The sequence below is a fragment of the Psychrobacillus vulpis genome, assembly GCF_006861825.1.
GTDB lineage: Bacteria > Bacillota > Bacilli > Bacillales_A > Planococcaceae > Psychrobacillus > Psychrobacillus vulpis.
The window spans coordinates 88,418-106,283 of record NZ_VDGI01000008.1 but is presented as its reverse complement, the minus strand read 5'-3'; the positions used below and the strand labels follow the sequence as shown (position 1 = coordinate 106,283).

Sequence of the window (17,866 nt, the reverse complement as noted above, 5' to 3'; positions counted from 1 at the left end):
ATCAGTTCCAAGACTGATGCTCTTTTAAATAATTTCTACTTTTTATTAGTTTTTTTCAAAATAATATTATATAAAAATAAAACTGGAGTTAACAAAATGGCGCTAACAATAATTGCTGTTTTTATCGTAAAATTTGTTGCAATATAACCAATTACAGGACCTCCACCAATTTGACCGATTGCATCCACTTGGCCTTTTACGGAAAAAAATGTTGCACGAGTAGAAGATTCTGGAATAATTTTATTCAGCCAAATATCCTCTAGTGGGTACATAACTTTCCTTGTTACTTGGATAATTATATAAAATACTAACAAACCTATTGCATACGTCGACAATGCAAAGCCGATTAATGAAGTAATAATAAATAAGCTACATATAAAAAGGGCGACATAAATATGTTTAAGGTTCTGATGTATAGAGCTTCTATTCATTAAATGGAGTGCTACAAAAGAAATTAGCACAACAATAAATTGAATACCCCCAGTTAATAAAACCAATTTTTCATCAGTTAGAGCTACTAAATTAGATATATCAAAAAAATGTGACATCCATAAACGATCGAATCCTTCACTATAAAATCCAACGAATAAAGCAATAAGGAAAAGCATTCTGATGATAAAGCTAGTTCTAGAATGAAAAATAATTTTCCCCATATTTCCCTTCATATTTTCCCACGTAGACATTCTCTCCGTTTTATCCAACGGTTTAAAGTTTTCTTCTTTCATAAATATGATTAAATATACCGCCAACCCAATCATACAAAGTCCGCCAATAATGATTGGTAGATTAATCATATAAAGGCCCGTTAATATACTTAAAGGTATCGCTATGACTTGCCCAAGATTACCAGCCTTTGCTCCTCTTATAAATGCTAATGAAGCACGCTCTTCCCCTACTTCATCTGCAATCCATGCTTGCTGAGAACCGCTAGTAAATGTGTAACCAATACCCCATGCAACTTGTGCTAAAAGTACAGTCATAAAATAAGGGAATAACCCCTCGATTAAAAAACCAATACCTATTAAAAAGTACCCAATTATTATAGAGAGCTTCCGGCTTTTTACATCTGAAATTACTCCAGTTGGAATTTCAAATAGAAAAACGGATAGTTCCAAAACAGTTCCTACTAAAACAAGTTGGAGTGGATCAAGCATTACAATTTTCACATGATATAACAAATTTACGGTGAAAATAAATGTAAAAAATAATTGTGATAAAAAACAAGTATAAATATAAACTTGATACGGATTTTTTGTCTTCAATATAGTCATCTTTCTTCCCCCTCATATTGATTATAGAAAGGGACATTGCCATTTTCTTGTCCAAATTTGCGATTATCTATAAAATATATGCATATTTTTTATAGTGAAAGAATATTTAAGTCTTTTATTGTTGCATTCATAGAACTGTTTGTCGGACTTGACAGTCATTATGCTGGTTAAGGTGTATTGTATCTTTTATATAAAGTTTGAATATAATACTTTGACTTCTTCAACTAACCTGCCCCACTAGTTCAATAAGAAAATTCATTCCTATGTAAACAAGAGCAATATGTTTCAGAAAAATTTGTTTGTGGAAAAATAAAGCTACAGGGAATGTAATACTAGTTTTAACGCATACTTATTATATCGTTTCAACTAGGCCTGAAATTTTAGTGAAAGAGAGGAGTTCAAAAATGAGTTTAACTCCTAAGCAAAGAATTGAGTTACATGGGTTTAATAATCTTACAAAGACCTTAAGTTTTAACATGTACGATATTTGCTACACAAGAACGAAAGAAGAACGAGAGGCTTATATTGACTATATCGACGAACAATATAATGCGGAACGTTTGACAAAAATATTAACCAAAGTGTCGGATATTATTGAGGCAAATATTTTAAATATTGCTCAACAAGATTATGAACCACAGGGAGCAAGTGTAACCATTTTGGTTTCGGAAGGACCTGTTGATGATTCTCCAGTGGATTCATTTAAAGAATCACCAGGCCCACTACCCGAAACAGTAGTTGGCCATCTAGATAAAAGTCATATAACCGTTCATACTTATCCTGAGTATCACCCGGATGAAGGGATTAGTACATTCCGTGCGGATATTGATATTTCCACCTGTGGAGAAATTTCTCCTTTGAAAGCGTTGAATTATTTGATTCATTCATTTGAGACAGATGTTATGGTGATGGATTATCGTGTACGTGGCTTTACTAGAGACGTAACTGGCCATAAATTATTTATCGATCATGACATTAATTCCATTCAAAACTATATTCCTGTTGGCTTACAAGAGTATTATCAAATGATTGATGTAAATGTGTACCAGGAGAATATTTTTCATACAAAATGTAAACTCAAGAAATTTGATTTAAATAACTACCTATTCAGCTACACAGAAAACGAGTTAACCGATGAAGAAAAAATATCCATTACAAAGAAGTTAAAAACAGAAATGGATGAGATTTTCTACGCTAAAAACATGGCAAGAGAAGAAGAAAAGTATTAGGACCAAATTTTTGGTCCTTTTTTATATCTCTATTATTAACCATTGCTTAACTAATAGAATTCGTCATTTCCGATATTAATAAAAAAAGTACAGCAAATTCTTAGATATAGGTTATCAACATTTTTGGGATTCTCTTCTATTTCCATAAGTTGTTGCATTTGTTCCTTTTAAAGATATCCGTTTAATTCGATATAGGGTTTGTAAGCAGTTAGTCCTCGTAATGTCCTGTAATTCTTTAGTAGCTCCAATTTCATTGCCCCTTAACTTGAAGAAGAAAAAGCGTTCCTTCGTTATCAAAGTATCGATATCCGTTTTTTTAGTAGGAAGCTTTGCAATCTTCTTTGGTCTATAAAACAATCAATCCCTTAAAAAAAGCCTCTAGTAGTCTTCGTTAAGTGTATAAAAAGCTATTAGACGTACTCCAGAAAAATTTACGAGAATTTTTCAAATAGATAATTAGGATGTTATAAATAAACTGACCGCAATTAGAAAAGAGTTAAAAGACTATCTTATAAAGGATAAAATAGCTCAATACAAACAATACTAACTTTATATAGATGTTTGGGAGGTGAAATAAAATGACCGTCCTAACGATGAAGGAATTGGCATTTATTGAGGATGAAATCCGTGCAGAGGAGATAATCGCAAAAACAATGAACTGGTGTGCAACACAATGTAAAGACCAGGAGCTAAGAAAAATACTTGAGGAGATGGCAGAAAAACATCAGTTAAAAATTGCAAAACTCTCTCAATACTTCAACCGAACAAATAACAACATTCAATAACTGCAAAAGGATGGTTCATATGCCAAACAATATCGCAGGTCGCGGCTTAACAGATCGTGAAATGCTCCAGCTTTGTCTTGAGCTGGAGAAGGGACGCTGCCGAAGTATCAACAACACCATGTTAGAGACCACACATCAGCAGCTACGGGAAATTTATGGGCAATGTTTTGAAAATGCGAGCTCAAACCATTATAAACTTTTTGAGATAATGAGCAATAAAGGCTGGTATAAGACTGAGCTTGCATCTAAGGAGCAGATTGGCAAAGTACAGAAACTTATGCAAAATAACCTGCATCCAGATGACAAATTTTAAAAAATATCTAAAAGCGTACAATTTAACGTACGCTATACTTTTGACTAAAGAGGGGCTAGTTGCTGGCCTCCATTTAATATCCCTCATTTATATTGTATTTTATTTCCATAAAAACATTTTATGAATTCTAACACCTTCTACAAGTTTGATAAGACGCGGTAATATAATGACAGATTATGAAAAGATATGCTTCAACTGACCGGAAAGGTTAGCCAACTTGTATTTATCCAATTTGATCAATTAATTATTAGAAAATAATGGGTTATTTTAAAAAGCGTGTTCAGTCAATTAACGACTTACACGCTTTTCGTTCTACGAATTATAGGTCTTGATAATCCCTTTGATATTTCCCACCATCTTTTACTTCTGAATGATAAAGCGCTTTTAAAGCGAAACTTTTTTCTAAATCATGCTCTTTCATTACCTCTTTCAAACGTTTGGAAAGATCAGCACTATGTTTCACTAACTGCTCCATCTTTGGTTTAGAATATTGCATTTACGGTTACCTCCTCAATTTCAAATTCACATTTGCTACTAACACATTAAATTTGTCTATTCAGTATAACACTATAGTAAAAGAACTTGTAAAATCTCTTCTTTCATATTGTAAGTAAATCATTTTACTCATAATCACCTTTTTAAAAAAACTTACATAAAATATTTTGACAAATCACTTATTAAATGTTAACCTAACGAAAGAATGTTTCCTAAAGGAAAATCAATCGATCGGCTAAATAGGGTAAAATTTTTTACCCCAAAAGTTTCCTAAAGGAAAGAAAATAGAGTTAGGGAAAGAGGAGTTGTTTACATTGAAAAAGATTTTATTTTTATTCGTTACTGCTGTCTTATTAGTTGGATGTAGCAGCAATAATGCTAGTGAAAACTTAGGGGAAGATGAAAAGCCATTAGTCATAACGACAACAGGGCAAATTGCAGACGCGGTCAAAGAAATTGCAGGAGACCATGTGGAAGTAAAATCGTTAATGGGACCTGGAGTAGATCCTCATCTTTATAAAGCTACGCAAGGTGACTTACAAACATTAGAAAAGGGAGACATCATTTTTTATAACGGCCTAGAACTGGAAGGAAAAATGAGCGATATTTTTGAGAAAATGAAAAAAGAGAAGACTGTTATTGCAATTGGGGAAGCAATTCCAAAAGATCAAATATTAAGTAATGAATTACATCCTAACCTGTCGGATCCGCATATTTGGTTTGATATAAACGTATGGAAATTAGCAACTAAAGAAATAACCAAAACTCTTTCTAAAGAGATGCCGGACTATAAAGAGGAATTTACAAAAAACGAAGAAGCATATTTTACAAAATTATCCGAGTTATCGGATTGGGCAGATAAACGAATTAGTGAGATCCCAGAAAAACAACGAGTTCTTGTAACAGCTCATGACGCATTTAACTACTTTGGGAATAGTCATGGCATGGAAGTACGTGGTTTACAAGGCTTGAGTACAGATTCTGAGTATGGTTTAAAAGATATTCAAAATATCGTCGATTTTCTAGTAAAGAAAAATATTAAAGCTGTATTTGTCGAATCCAGTGTTTCAGATAAAGCGATGAAGGCTGTTATAGAAGGTGCAAAAGAAAAAGGCCACACAATCCAAATTGGTGGGCAGCTTTACTCAGATGCTATGGGTGCTGAAGGTACAGAAGAAGGCACTTATATTGGAATGTACAAACATAACATCAACACAATTGTCGATTCACTTAAATAGGAGGTGAGCAACATGAACGCGTTACAAGTAAAAAATTTATCGGTTGCTTATGAAGAAAAAGTCGTATTAAAAAATGTGAATTTAGCCATTCCGGTAGGTCGTTTAACAGGAATTATCGGTCCAAATGGAGCAGGGAAATCTACATTAATCAAAGCGATACTTAACCAATTACCAAACAAATCAGGGGCTGTTCATATTTTAGAACGCCCGCTTAACTCAAAGGATCATACAGTTGGCTACGTGCCACAGCGAAATGCAGTCGATTGGGACTTTCCTACAAATGCTTTAGATGTTGTCCTTATGGGACGTTACGGACATATAGGTATGATCAAAAAACCTTCGACAAAAGATAAACAAATTGCAATGGATTGCTTAAAAAACGTTGGAATGGAAACTTTTGCTGATCGATCAATTGGTCAATTATCAGGGGGACAGCAACAGCGAGTATTTTTGGCACGTGCACTAGCACAAGAAGCTGAAGTATATTTTATGGATGAACCATTTGTTGGTGTTGATGCTGCAACAGAGCGTACAATTATTGCTATTTTAAAAGATTTGAAAGCGAAAGGTAAATCAGTTTTTGTTGTCCATCACGATTTACAAACTGCATCTGACTACTTTGATTGGATGATTTTGTTGAATCAAACGATTACCGCATCTGGCCCAACAGAACTAACATTCACAGAAGATAATCTACAAGAAGCATATGGTGGAAAACTATTTTTTATGGATCAAGCGAAATCGAACAAAACGTTCAATTGAGAGAGGTGAGAAAATAATGCTAACTGGAAACTTGCTTTGGGTCCTTGTTGGGGCTATTTTGCTAGGGATAGCTGCAGGTTTAAATGGAACCTTTGCCTTTCTTCAAAAGCAAAGCCTAGTAGGAGATGCGGCAGCGCATGCTGCACTCCCTGGAATTGCAATCGCGTATTTAATTTTTCAGCAAAAGGATTTACCGATCCTTATGTTAGGCGCTGCGATTACTTCTGCGCTAGCTGTATATATGATTCAATGGATTGTCGGTCATTCTAAGCTAAAAGCAGACGCAGCAATTGGGTTTGTTTTATCTGTATTTTTTGGTATCGGAATAGTTCTCCTCACTATTGTCAATCAAACCGGAGCAGGAAATCAAAGTGGATTGAATGATTTTATATTCGGGAAAGCTGCTACAATGGCGAAAAGCGACCTAGTTTGGCTATCAAGTAGTGCCTTGTTAATCATATTAATGTGTTTATTATTTTTTAAAGAATGGAAACTAATGATTTTTGATCCTGTATTTGCAAAAGGTATCGGATTACCGGTCGAACGATTACGTGTTTTGTTGACAGCTCTTACTGTCCTAACGATTGTAACAGGAATACAAGCTGTTGGTATTATATTAATGTCAGCTATGCTCATTATACCTGCTGCAGCTGCTAGATTTTGGTCCAATCACCTTGGAATTATTCTTGTTACGAGTGCTTTCTTTGGGGCTCTTTCGGGAGCGTTAGGTACCATTGTAAGCTCTTTTCGTACAGGACTATCAACAGGACCAATTATAGTATTATGTGCTGCTAGTCTCTTTTTAATATCGTATTTTTTCGCACCAACAAGGGGGCTCATCTCCAAATCACTAAAGAAAAAAGCATTTAAGCAAAGAAACGTAGCAAAGGAAGCGACGAACCATGAATGAATTCTGGGTACTCTTAACTGGATCCTTAGTTGGTATAACTTGCGGATTAACCGGTGTATTTTTAATCTTACGCAAAACAGCTATGATAGCAGATGCTATTAGTCACACGGTGTTATTTGGAATTGTTGTAGCATTTATGATTACTCAATCATTAAGTGGATATTGGATGCTAATTGGAGCTGCAATCGCTGGATTACTTACTACTTTTCTTGTGCAAGTGCTCCAATCAGGTGGCTTACAAGAAGATGCTGCCATTGGGGTTGTTTTCACTTCCTTATTTGCATTAGGTGTTTTATTTATTACTTTATTTGCGGGAAATGTCCACTTAGATGTAGAACATGTGCTGATGGGTGAAATTGCGTTTGTTCCATGGGATACATGGGATGTTTTCGGTTTTTCCATGCCAAAGGCAGTTTGGATGCTATTGTTTGTTCTATTGCTAAATGTATTGTTCTTAGTGTTCTTTTACAAAGAGATAAAGCTCTCTACTTTCGATCCAGTTTTCGCGCTATCTATTGGATTGCCTATTTTAGCTATGCACTATTCTTATATGACGCTCGTTTCTTTAACAACAGTTGCAGCTTTTGATAGCGTAGGTGCAGTTCTTGTTGTTGCAATGCTTATTGGACCCGCTGCTACTGCTTACCTTATGAGTAAGAGCGTCTCAGGAATGATTGTATGGAGCATGACATTCGGCGTTACCGCAGCAATTACAGGGTACTACTTAGCAAAACTATGGAACACTTCCATTGCAGGAATGATGGCAGCAATGATAGGCGTAATATTTATGCTTGTGTTTTTATTCAAGCCACATGACGGGTGGATATGGAAAACGTTCAAACGTATGAAACTGCAAAAGACAAACATCCAAGCGAACTCCTAATAGTATAAAACACTCTTTCCCATTCGTTAGGGATGGGGTTGTCCAACAATCCAATAAATAAGAAAATCGTTGAAACGGCTCCCTTTCCGCGGGCATTGCGGCAGGAGTGTCGCCTTCTTCAACGATTTTCTAGAAATAAAAAGTAAAGTGATGAATAGTTGTGAAGTTCCTACTCTACTTTTTAATTTTAGACAATACCATCGGGAACTGAAAACTCGAATTAGTATTTTTGTATAGGAACTATTTGCTTTATTTCATTTAAGAGAATTGAACGCGACGCATGAGACTCCCGCGGAAAGCGAATGGCAAAGTGATAAATTCTCTGAGCGACTATCTGATAGAAAATTTATTAAAATGAAAAAGAACAAGTACAGGAATAAGGCACTTTAAATGCACTTTGGCATTCAAAGTGTCCTATTTTTTTATAAAAAGGATATTAACTTCGAAAAATTGACAGTTTTTCAGTACCTTCCTTACTCCCCTAAATCATTTCTGGCTTTTTGCTATAATATAAGCATCAGCTAGAAATGAACAGGGGTGACGAATTGTATAAAACCATTGGTATACTAGCACATGTTGATGCTGGAAAAACTACTTTTTCAGAACAGCTACTTTATCATACAAAGACTATTCGACAAAGAGGTCGTGTCGATCATCAAGACTCTTTCCTCGACAGTCATTCGATAGAAAAAAATAGAGGAATTACGATTTTTGCAGACCAAGGAATCTTCACGTATAACGATTCCACTTATTATGTCATCGATACTCCTGGTCACGTCGATTTTTCTCCAGAAATGGAACGGGCTATCCAAGTGATGGATTACGCAATTATCATTATTAGTGCGGTAGATGGTGTAGAAGGACATACAGAAACGGTATGGCAGCTACTACGAAAACATCAGGTGCCCACTTTTTTCTTTATTAATAAAACGGATTATGAAGGAACCGATGCGGCCAAAGTATTAGATGAGATTCGCACTAACTTATCTGAAGACGTATGCGATATAACCAACTCTTTCAACGAAGATCTAATCGAATTTATAGCAGAACGCGATGAAGACCTTCTCGAAAAGTACATGGATACTGGTTATGACGAGGATTTGTGGATACAAACATGCACGCGCATGATTCAAGAAAATAAAATCTTTGCATGTGCGAGCGGCTCTGCTCTAAAGGACATCGGTATTATCGAATTTTTAGATAAACTTGATTTATTAACAGAGTCCTCTTATAAACAAGAAGAAAAATTCTCTGCACAGGTGTACAAAATTCGTCATGATGAAAGTGGAAATAGAGTGACATTCCTCAAATTATTAAGCGGCAAGCTAAAAGTACGAGACGAAGTACATTACGGAGAGTTAGCAGAAAAGATTACACAACTCCGAGTATATAGCGGAAATAAGTTTAAAACTAGTGAACAAGCAGTCGCGGGTGAGCTAGTTGCAGTAACTGGGCTAACAAATGCCTCTATTGGCGATGGAATTGGTGCCATCAATGACAAGACAACCTTCGATATGATTCCTACTTTAAAATCAAAAGTTATTTTTGACGCTTCTATTCACGCCAAAGAAGTGTTGCGTTGTTTCAAGTTGCTAGATGCAGAAGACCCTTCTTTACGAGTTTATTGGGATGAGCATTTTCAAGAAATACATGTGCATGTGATGGGTGTTATTCAGCTTGAAGTTCTTGAACAAATTGTCTTGGAACGTTTCCAATTCAACGTATCTTTTGGTAAACCTAAAATTTTATATAAAGAAACAGTCGACACAACAGTAAAAGGGTACGGTCACTTTGAGCCTTTAAAACATTATGCAGAAGTGCACTTATTAATAGAACCCGCTGAAAGAAATAGTGGGATTTCGTTTGACAATGTATGTCATGCAAATGATTTATCGATTGGGAATCAAAACTTAGTACGGCATCATTTATTCGAACGTGAGCATCACGGATTACTTACAGGTTCTGCTCTTACCGATGTCAAAGTAACACTACTCACAGGTCGAGGTCATAACGAGCATACCCATGGAGGAGATTTTCGAGAGGCAACATACAGAGCTTTAAGACAAGGTTTAGAGAAAGCTGAAAATGTGCTCCTTGAACCTTTCTACTTCTTTAAAATTAAAGTAGATATGGACCTCATAGGCAGAGTTTTATCTGATATTCAACAAGCTCACGGAAGCTTTGATTCCCCTGAAAATGTTGGTGATAAAGTAATTGTAAAAGGACGAGTACCCGTCGCAACCTTTATGAACTACAGTACAACGTTTGCATCTTTCACACATGGAAAAGGTACACTTAGCCTACTATTTGGTGGGTACGATCGTTGTCACAATAAAGATGAAGTTATTGAACAAATTGGCTACAATAAAGATGCAGATTCCGAGTACACATCCACTTCTATTTTCTGCGCAAGAGGGAAAGGCTATAAAGTTCCTTGGGATGAAGCGGAAGAAGTAATGCACTGCCTATAATTCATACTTAAGGAGGAATTCTTATGATCGCAACTATACAAAAAGTGAATGATGATTTTACGGCACGTTACGAACGACATCTTCATCATCCAGTTGAAGCTGTTTGGTCTATGCTTACTGATAATGAGAAATTACAGCAATGGTTCTCAGAACTTAAAGTTGTTGATTTACGTAAAGGTGGCTTAATCAAGTTTGATATGCAAGATGGAACTTTCATTGACATGCAAATTTTAGATTATGAACCTTTGAAGATTTTAGCTTTTGAATGGGATAAGGACATCGCTAAATTTGAATTATCTCCTGTTTCTGATGGATGTCAATTAACCTTCATCGAAACTATCTCTTCCTTCACAGAGCAAACAATAAAAGATCTTGCAGGATGGCATGTATGCCTAGATGTGATCGGAGCCATTTTAGATGGTCGAACAATATCTAGAAAAGATGAGTGGCAAGCTTGGTATGTGGAATACGAGGAACTACTTAAAGAAGTAAAAAAATAATAACTATAAAAGCACTCTACAATCATCATTACAAGGGTACTGAAAAATGTTATTCTAATAAGTTTTCTATCAAATAGTCGTTAAGAGAATTTATCGCTTTGGCATTCGCTTTCCGCGGGCGAGCGACGAGCCTCCTCGGGCCAACACGATGTTGGTCATGAAGGCGATGCCTCAGGAAGAGGCGCCCTTAGCCTTCCTTCCTCTCTTCTGCTTCGTGCGGGGTCTCGTCTGTCTCGCTTTCCCGCAGGAGTCTCATGCGTCGCGGTAAATTCTCTTAATTCAATACAGCAAATAGTTCCTAAAAAAATACTAATTCGAGTTTTTCGTGCCCTCCATCTTTACGTTGCATGGTGCTTTCATTTATTCATACCTAAAAATCAAAAATCGCTCATTGCTATTTTGATCGTATAGCACTGGTACTTTTACTTCTCTTAGTAGCTCAAATGCAGTATTTTGTTCAAGAAATTGAATGTACTCAGAAGTAGGGTAGTATAAAATAACATCAACCGAACGTGGATGATTTTCAACAGATAGAAGAATATTTCGAATAACCTTTTGAAATATTTGAATAGAAAATGGATTAAAGAAGTAAAAGCGATTTTCGATAGGTTCTACTTCATATTCCTCTGCAAGAGCATTTTCAAAACTAATAGACGCTCTCGTACGTTTTGACCTCTCTGTATATCTCGCTAAATTTTCCATTGCTTCCTGATAAAGCTGACCATTCATCTCTACTCCTGTCACGGAAATATGAAGATGATGGTGAATGTAAAATGGGAATCGGCCTTTACCACAACCGAAATCTACGAACTTATCAAAAGTCGTACACGTATATTCATCAAAAAGTGCCTCGAGTGCCATATAAGGAGTCGCTTCGTATCGATTATAATGAGACGTCTGATGTTGCCATTCACGAATACCCTCGGTTTTTATTCTTAGCAATCGATCATGATCCTGTTCCTTCATGGAGTCCTCCTTTTTTTCATAACCAATTCTTTAGACATTTAAATGAAACATTAATACAAGTAAATAGCCTAAACCTGATAACAGAATAGAGCCTATGAGTCCCGCAGCAAAAGTCTTTAAACCTAACTTTTTAAAAGACTGAATATCAATATTAAGCCCAAGTCCAGCCATTGCCATTGCTAGTAGAAGATAAGCGATACTAACAATAAAATTTGCTATCGTTTCAGAAAAAATACCAAGTGTATTTAAGCCACTCATTGCTAGGAACCCTAAAATAAACCAAGGAATAGTAGATAAGGAGAATTTGCTTTTCTCCTCTGATTTGTTGCCTTTTTGTACAATAAATCCAATTACTAAAGCAATGGGAACTAATAATGCCACACGTGTTAACTTTACAATTACAGCTAGATCTACTGCTGAATCCCCTCCTGGTGATGCCCCCGCAATAACGTGCGCAATTTCATGTAAGGTACCCCCAGCAAATACACCATAGCCCTTCGCTGTTAAATCCAAAATAGGATATAGTAGAGTATAAACTAAAGTGAACAATGTTCCTAATATGGCAATTGTAGCAACAGCAACTCCTGTTTCTTCATCTTTTGCTTTTACTTGAGGAGCAATCGCTACAATTGCAGCAGCACCACATATAGCTGTACCACAAGCAGTTAGAATACCCAACTTTTTATCAATACCAAATAAAAGTGTAAGTCCATAAACGACTGCTAACGCAAATGCTACATTAATAATTGAAATCAAAAATACGTTTAAGCCAGCGTGATATATATCGACTAAATTCAAACGCATTCCTAACAAAATAATGCCAATACGTAACAGTTTTTTACTTGAAAAAGTGACTCCTTTTTGAAGTTTTGTCGGTACACCAATTGTAGTACTCCAAATCATTCCCAATAATATCGCTATTACTAATTGTCCTATAATCGATAAATATGGAATTCCAACTAATACTTTTGCAATAATGGCAATGATAAATGTGATTCCTATCCCTGCACTAAATGACTGAAGGTTTTTTCGTTCTAGAAAATTTCCTATTGTTTGGCTCATTTCTCACGCCCTCCTCTTACCCCAAACTTTACCGAAGAGTGAGTTATTAGTAAAATACATATAACTCATAGAAACTATTAAATTTTTTAATAATAAGGAGAGATGTATTTGTACTATGATGCATTAAAAACCTTTACAACTCTAGCGGAGGTCAAAAATTTTACAAAAACAGCTGAGATCCTGCACATTTCCCAACCTAGTGTCAGTTTGCATATAAAAAATTTAGAGAAGGAATTTAACACAGAGTTATTTATCCGATCACCAAAATTTTTAAAGATCACAGAAACTGGTGAAATTTTGTATGAACGCGCGAAGCAAATACTTTCGATGTACGAGCAAGCTCAAATAGATATTTCTGAGCATCATGATGAAATGAAAGGAAAACTTATTATTGGTGCAAGCTTTACAATTGGAGAATATATCTTACCTTCTTTAGTTGTAGAGCTTCACACCAAATATCCGGACCTTGAACTTGAAGTTTTTATCGGGAATACGGAGGAAATTGTACAATCTGTTCGATTACTCGAAGTTGATATCGGATTAGTAGAAGGTCCAACATACGACAAAAATTTATTAGTAGAGCCTTTCATGGAAGATGAATTATTCATTGTTGGATCCAAACAACATAAATTAGCTAAAAAGCAATCGGTAGCTTTAAATGACCTCCAAAATCAACTATGGTTTATGAGAGAAGAAGGCTCTGGAACAAGAGAATATTTAAAACATGTTATTCGCTCCAATGGATTAAAAATAAAATCTATTATTACTATTAGTAGTAACCAAGGGATTAAAGAAATGATTATGAGCAGCAACATCGGTTTATCCCTATTATCCACTCATGTTATCGAAAGGGATATTCAAGAAGAGAATCTTTTCATCCTTCCACTTAATCATGTATCTTTTAAGCGACTTTTCTTCTGCGTACGTTCGAATATTATAGAAGATAAAAAATCAGTGAGTGCATTTAAAAAGATACTGCAACAAAAAAGAAATATAGTCGATTAATGGTTCACCTATAATACAAAAGCCGCTATCCTTTACTCAAAGGAACTTAAAAAGAGTTGAAATTAAGAGCATTAATCGCGTTTTTTCATTTCTAGAAAATCGTTGAAAAGGCGACACTCCTGCGGGAATAGTGTTAGTGAAGACCCCACAGCGAAGCGAGGAGGCTGAGGTAACGCCCGCGGAAAGGGAGGTCACTGAAAAAGTCACTTTTTTTCAAAAAATAAAAACGAAATCCCATAATTCCTTCACTTTTTAGGGTGTTTATGGGGACGTCATGCCAATTTTGATACAAATATACTTCTCAAGTGGTGACTTTATTTTCTGAATTTTGGTTTTTCAGTGGCCTCCGGAAAGGGAGCCGTTTCAACGATTTTCATATTAATTAAACTTTTGGACACCCTATCTGGCAAAGTGGAATTATAGAGACCTTTTCAGTGCCCTGCTTTCCCTCACCTTTACTGGCGGGGAGCTAGAAAACACCACTTGTAGTTGTTCATTCACCAAATACATGTTGCTGTACCCACTTATCCGTCTTGCCGATTTGTTTTTCCACATTTACAAGCAGATTAACTGTAAATGGCTCTCCTTTCACAACAGCTGTCGAAACGAAAGAAGGATTCTCTATGCTCAACACTTCTTTACCATTAATGCTTTTCTTTAAGATCTCTAATTTTCCTATTCCACCGACATCCGTATTCTCCATTTTTTGTGCGGAAAAGAAATTCCCTAACGAATAAAAAACGTGTGCTTGATGACCACTACTCGTTGTAATCACCTCATAAGGCTGAATAACATGTGGATGATGGCCAAAGATAATATCTGCACCTGCATCTGCAATCATCTTCGCTAGTTGTTTCTGATTGTCGTTTGGTTTAATCTCGTATTCCGTCCCCCAATGCATACTCACAACAACAATATCTACTTTTTGTTTCAACGCACGAATATCTTCTGCGATTTGTTTGGAATTTATTAGGTTTACTAAATAATCTTTCCCTTCCGGTGTTTCGTGGCTATTTGTCCCGTACGTATAGCTAAGAAATCCAAAATCAATATTATCTACTTGAATAATTCGATCTGTTTTTCGATCTTCTAACGATTCGTATGCTCCAACATAGGGCATATTGTATGATTTCATATGATTAATAGCTGACAAAACGCCAGCTTCTTTTTGATCGAGTGTATGATTATTCGCCATCGATATCAAATCTACACCAACTTCCTTCAAATCCCCAACAATATGAGAAGGGCTGGCGAAGTTCGGATATCCTGACAATCCAAATTCGGCACCAGCAGGGATCGACTCCTGATTGGCTATTAAAATATCTAATGACTCCAGTTCTTCTCTTACTGGTCCAAAAGAGTCTAGAAAACTTGTGTAATTGTACAATGGAAGATGCAATAATATATCTCCTATCATGCCAATCTCTATTCTCTCTTCTTCATAATCGATATGAAATGTCGAAAATTGTTTCCCGTGGAACTTTTCATTAAACGGTGTTGTAATTTGAGAATTAAAATAGAATAAGACCGAAATAAGTGATATTAAAAATGAAAATAGAACTTTTACAGTAAATCCCCCTTCATAATGATAATAAAATTTAAATGCATACGTAGAATATTTTAAAGGCTACATTTTTGTTCTAATACTTCTTTTAAAACAACTGCTTGGTTATATTTTTCATCTTTTGCTCCATAAACAAGTGTCACATCTTGTGTATTTTCTGTAATGAGTATTACTAATTCTTTCAATTGTTCTTCCCCTAGTTCTGCTTTGTATTGACTTGCAAATTCATCAAATTTAGCAGGTTCATTATTAAACCATTTACATAATTCCTTAGAAGGTGTTACTTCCTTCATCCAAAAATGGAGGTTTAATTTTTCTTTCGATACACCTCTTGGCCACATTCGATCAACTAGCACTCGAATCCCATCTTCACTAGAAGGTTCTTCATATGCTCGCTTTAATTTTATTACCATAAAACTATCTCCCTTACATATTATTCCCTACCAATATAAGTTTACCCATTCTCAAAAATTAATAGTATGAATATTTTTTCTAATTACTATTGTACTTTAAGGAAATATACATATAATAAAAGTGAGTGATTACTCACTTTTATTTTCAAAAGGAGGTTTATAAATGACTTCAACTATTGTATTAGATCAAATAAGTAAAAGTTTTGGAAAAAAAACGGTCTTAAATAACATAAGTATTACAGTAAATTCTGGGCAAATATTTGGCCTAATCGGTCCTTCTGGTTCGGGTAAAACAACTCTAGTAAAAATCATTGTTGGTATGGACCAACCTTCCAATGGCCAAGTACAAGTATTAAATACAAAAGTTCCGAATTTAAATTTGCTACAGGAAATTGGCTATATGGCGCAGGCAGATGCATTATACAATGACTTAACTGGCCAAGAAAATCTCGCTTTTTTTGCTAAGCTATATAAATTAAACAAACATGTGCAAAATGAGCGAATTGCATACGCAGCGGATTTAGTTAATCTAACTCCTCATCTAACAAAAAAAGTTCAAAATTATTCAGGTGGTATGAAACGAAGACTATCGCTAGCAGTTGCATTAATACACGATCCGCAAATTTTAATATTAGACGAGCCGACTGTTGGGATTGATCCAGAACTTCGAAAATCTATTTGGGCGGAGATTACTCGTCTAAAAAATGATGGAAAAACAATATTAATCACAACCCATGTAATGGACGAAGCTGAAAAATGCGATCAACTTGCTATGGTGAGAGACGGCGAAATTATATCGAGTGGATCTCCTTTAGATTTGAAAAATCATTATGAAATCAATAGCTTGGAAGAAGTATTTTTAAAAGCTGGAGGTGAAAAAGATGAGAACAATCGCATTAGTTAAACGAATTTGTATCCAAATGATACGAGATAAACGTACGCTCGCTTTAATGATGATTGCACCACTCGTCATTCTTACTCTTTTGCACTATTTACTTTCAGATGAAACAACCTCTCCTAGACTAGGTGTAAGTGGTGTAGAAGAAGGTCTTATAGAGCAATTAAAAGAAAAAGAAATTGTAGTTATCCAATATGAACAATTAAAAAATACAAATCAAATTATAATGGATGATAGTTTAGACGGTATGCTTCAAATGGAAGGAGAAAAGGTTGCTTTAACACTCACGAATGATCAACCTTCTTCATCGAAAGTTCTACAAACAAAAATAATGCAGGCTATTTCCATTGAATCTGCAAAAGAACAAGCAAATAATGTATCCAAATTTGTTCAAGATATTCAATACAAACTTCCAAATGTACCAGTTAATCTGAACAAAGCAAAAACGCCAGAGATAAATACTTCTTATATATACGGCAGTAATGATACTACTTTTTTTGATCAATTAAGTCCTATTTTAGTCGGTTTCTTTGTATTCTTTTTCGTTTTTCTCATTTCTGGAATTGGATTATTGCGAGAACGAACAACTGGCACGCTAGACCGACTAATGGCAACACCCATCCAAAGAAGGGATATTGTTTTTGGGTATTTAGTCGGCTATGGACTATTTGCTATTATCCAAACGCTTTTCGTTGTTTTTTATGCTGTCAAAGTATTAGATATTATGCTTGTAGGTTCTCTTTGGAACGTTATTCTGATAAATTTTTCTCTCGCCCTTGTTGCACTACTGTTAGGTATACTATTATCAGCTTTTGCAAATTCCGAGTTCCAAATGATGCAGTTTATACCAATAGCTATTGTTCCACAAGTATTCTTCGCAGGTATTCTCCCGATTGAGGGAATGCCAGAATGGATGCAAATTATTGCTAAATTCATGCCAATGTACTATGGTGGAAATGCGTTAGTAGACGTTATGTATAAAGGCTTAGGAATCGATAGTATTAAATACGACCTTCTTGTATTAGTAGGATTTGCATTCGTGTTTATTGTTTTAAATATTTTTGCTTTAAAGAAGTATCGAAAAATATAAAGATAAGATGT

The 17,866-nt window shown here is 35.3% G+C and carries 18 protein-coding genes; 12 read left to right on the top strand and 6 right to left on the bottom strand.

Translation table 11 applies throughout. From position 1 onward, the window contains the following. Positions 1 to 35: 35 nt before the first annotated feature. On the bottom strand, positions 36 to 1,271 hold the full coding sequence (locus FG384_RS09415; protein WP_142642347.1) for an MFS transporter: 1,236 nt from the start codon (positions 1,269 to 1,271) through the stop codon (positions 36 to 38). A 404-nt stretch (positions 1,272 to 1,675) separates the two neighbouring features. Between FG384_RS09415 and speD the strand changes: the two genes are divergently transcribed. The 3 genes from speD to FG384_RS09400 all read left to right on the top strand — a co-directional run bounded on the left by speD (position 1,676) and on the right by FG384_RS09400 (position 3,598). Then, entirely contained in the window at positions 1,676 to 2,500 is an 825-nt protein-coding gene (gene speD / locus FG384_RS09410) for an adenosylmethionine decarboxylase (RefSeq protein WP_142642346.1), read from the top strand. A gap of 578 nt (positions 2,501 to 3,078) precedes the next feature. Continuing rightward, positions 3,079 to 3,285 (top strand): hypothetical protein, encoded by a 207-nt coding sequence (locus FG384_RS09405; RefSeq protein WP_142642345.1) that lies wholly within the window; start codon positions 3,079 to 3,081, stop codon positions 3,283 to 3,285. 19 nt (positions 3,286 to 3,304) lie between these two features. Continuing rightward, positions 3,305 to 3,598: a spore coat protein gene (locus FG384_RS09400; protein ID WP_166462419.1), complete on the top strand. Its 294-nt coding sequence runs from the start codon at positions 3,305 to 3,307 to the stop codon at positions 3,596 to 3,598. Positions 3,599 to 3,917: 319 nt separating this feature from the next. Here FG384_RS09400 and FG384_RS19790 read toward each other — a convergent pair whose 3' ends face one another. Further along, positions 3,918 to 4,094: a hypothetical protein gene (locus tag FG384_RS19790; protein WP_166462418.1), complete on the bottom strand. Its 177-nt coding sequence runs from the start codon at positions 4,092 to 4,094 to the stop codon at positions 3,918 to 3,920. 313 nt (positions 4,095 to 4,407) lie between these two features. Between FG384_RS19790 and FG384_RS09395 the strand changes: the two genes are divergently transcribed. The 6 genes from FG384_RS09395 to FG384_RS09370 all read left to right on the top strand — a co-directional run bounded on the left by FG384_RS09395 (position 4,408) and on the right by FG384_RS09370 (position 10,857). Further along, positions 4,408 to 5,331, top strand: a complete 924-nt coding sequence (locus tag FG384_RS09395; RefSeq protein WP_142642343.1) for a metal ABC transporter solute-binding protein, Zn/Mn family — start codon at positions 4,408 to 4,410, stop codon at positions 5,329 to 5,331. A 12-nt stretch (positions 5,332 to 5,343) separates the two neighbouring features. Further along, positions 5,344 to 6,093, top strand: coding sequence for a metal ABC transporter ATP-binding protein (locus FG384_RS09390; protein WP_142642342.1), 750 nt, complete (start codon positions 5,344 to 5,346; stop codon positions 6,091 to 6,093). A gap of 16 nt (positions 6,094 to 6,109) precedes the next feature. Then, positions 6,110 to 7,003 (top strand): metal ABC transporter permease, encoded by an 894-nt coding sequence (locus FG384_RS09385; protein ID WP_142642341.1) that lies wholly within the window; start codon positions 6,110 to 6,112, stop codon positions 7,001 to 7,003. Then, entirely contained in the window at positions 6,996 to 7,886 is an 891-nt protein-coding gene (locus FG384_RS09380; protein WP_142642340.1) for a metal ABC transporter permease, read from the top strand. The genes FG384_RS09385 and FG384_RS09380 overlap by 8 nt, the downstream gene beginning before the upstream one ends. A 545-nt stretch (positions 7,887 to 8,431) precedes the next feature. After that, entirely contained in the window at positions 8,432 to 10,357 is a 1,926-nt protein-coding gene (locus tag FG384_RS09375) for a GTP-binding protein (protein WP_205961773.1), read from the top strand. Positions 10,358 to 10,380: 23 nt separating this feature from the next. Continuing rightward, a complete protein-coding gene (locus FG384_RS09370; protein WP_142642338.1) occupies positions 10,381 to 10,857 on the top strand; it encodes an SRPBCC family protein in 477 nt (158 codons plus the stop codon). Positions 10,858 to 11,217: 360 nt separating this feature from the next. Here FG384_RS09370 and FG384_RS09365 read toward each other — a convergent pair whose 3' ends face one another. Both FG384_RS09365 and FG384_RS09360 read right to left on the bottom strand, forming a co-directional pair. After that, a complete protein-coding gene (locus tag FG384_RS09365) occupies positions 11,218 to 11,823 on the bottom strand; it encodes a class I SAM-dependent methyltransferase (protein WP_142642337.1) in 606 nt (201 codons plus the stop codon). A gap of 30 nt (positions 11,824 to 11,853) precedes the next feature. Continuing rightward, a complete protein-coding gene (locus FG384_RS09360) occupies positions 11,854 to 12,885 on the bottom strand; it encodes a YeiH family protein (RefSeq protein WP_142642336.1) in 1,032 nt (343 codons plus the stop codon). A 108-nt stretch (positions 12,886 to 12,993) separates the two neighbouring features. On the opposite strand from FG384_RS09360, the gene FG384_RS09355 reads away from it, so the two are divergent. Beyond that, positions 12,994 to 13,890 (top strand): LysR family transcriptional regulator, encoded by an 897-nt coding sequence (locus tag FG384_RS09355; RefSeq protein WP_142642335.1) that lies wholly within the window; start codon positions 12,994 to 12,996, stop codon positions 13,888 to 13,890. 493 nt (positions 13,891 to 14,383) lie between these two features. On the opposite strand, the gene FG384_RS09350 is transcribed toward FG384_RS09355, so the two are convergent. After that, positions 14,384 to 15,307 (bottom strand): CapA family protein, encoded by a 924-nt coding sequence (locus tag FG384_RS09350; RefSeq protein ID WP_142642334.1) that lies wholly within the window; start codon positions 15,305 to 15,307, stop codon positions 14,384 to 14,386. A 203-nt stretch (positions 15,308 to 15,510) separates the two neighbouring features. Next, positions 15,511 to 15,867, bottom strand: a complete 357-nt coding sequence (locus tag FG384_RS09345) for a DUF488 domain-containing protein (RefSeq protein WP_142642333.1) — start codon at positions 15,865 to 15,867, stop codon at positions 15,511 to 15,513. Between the two features lie 163 nt (positions 15,868 to 16,030). On the opposite strand from FG384_RS09345, the gene FG384_RS09340 reads away from it, so the two are divergent. Together FG384_RS09340 and FG384_RS09335 are read left to right on the top strand one after the other, a co-directional pair. Then, a complete protein-coding gene (locus FG384_RS09340; RefSeq protein WP_142642332.1) occupies positions 16,031 to 16,771 on the top strand; it encodes an ABC transporter ATP-binding protein in 741 nt (246 codons plus the stop codon). Continuing rightward, positions 16,749 to 17,855 carry an ABC transporter permease gene (locus FG384_RS09335; protein ID WP_142642331.1) on the top strand — a complete coding sequence of 369 codons (1,107 nt, stop codon included), beginning with the start codon at positions 16,749 to 16,751 and terminating at the stop codon, positions 17,853 to 17,855. Before FG384_RS09340 ends, FG384_RS09335 begins: the two co-directional genes overlap by 23 nt. Positions 17,856 to 17,866 lie beyond the last annotated feature (11 nt).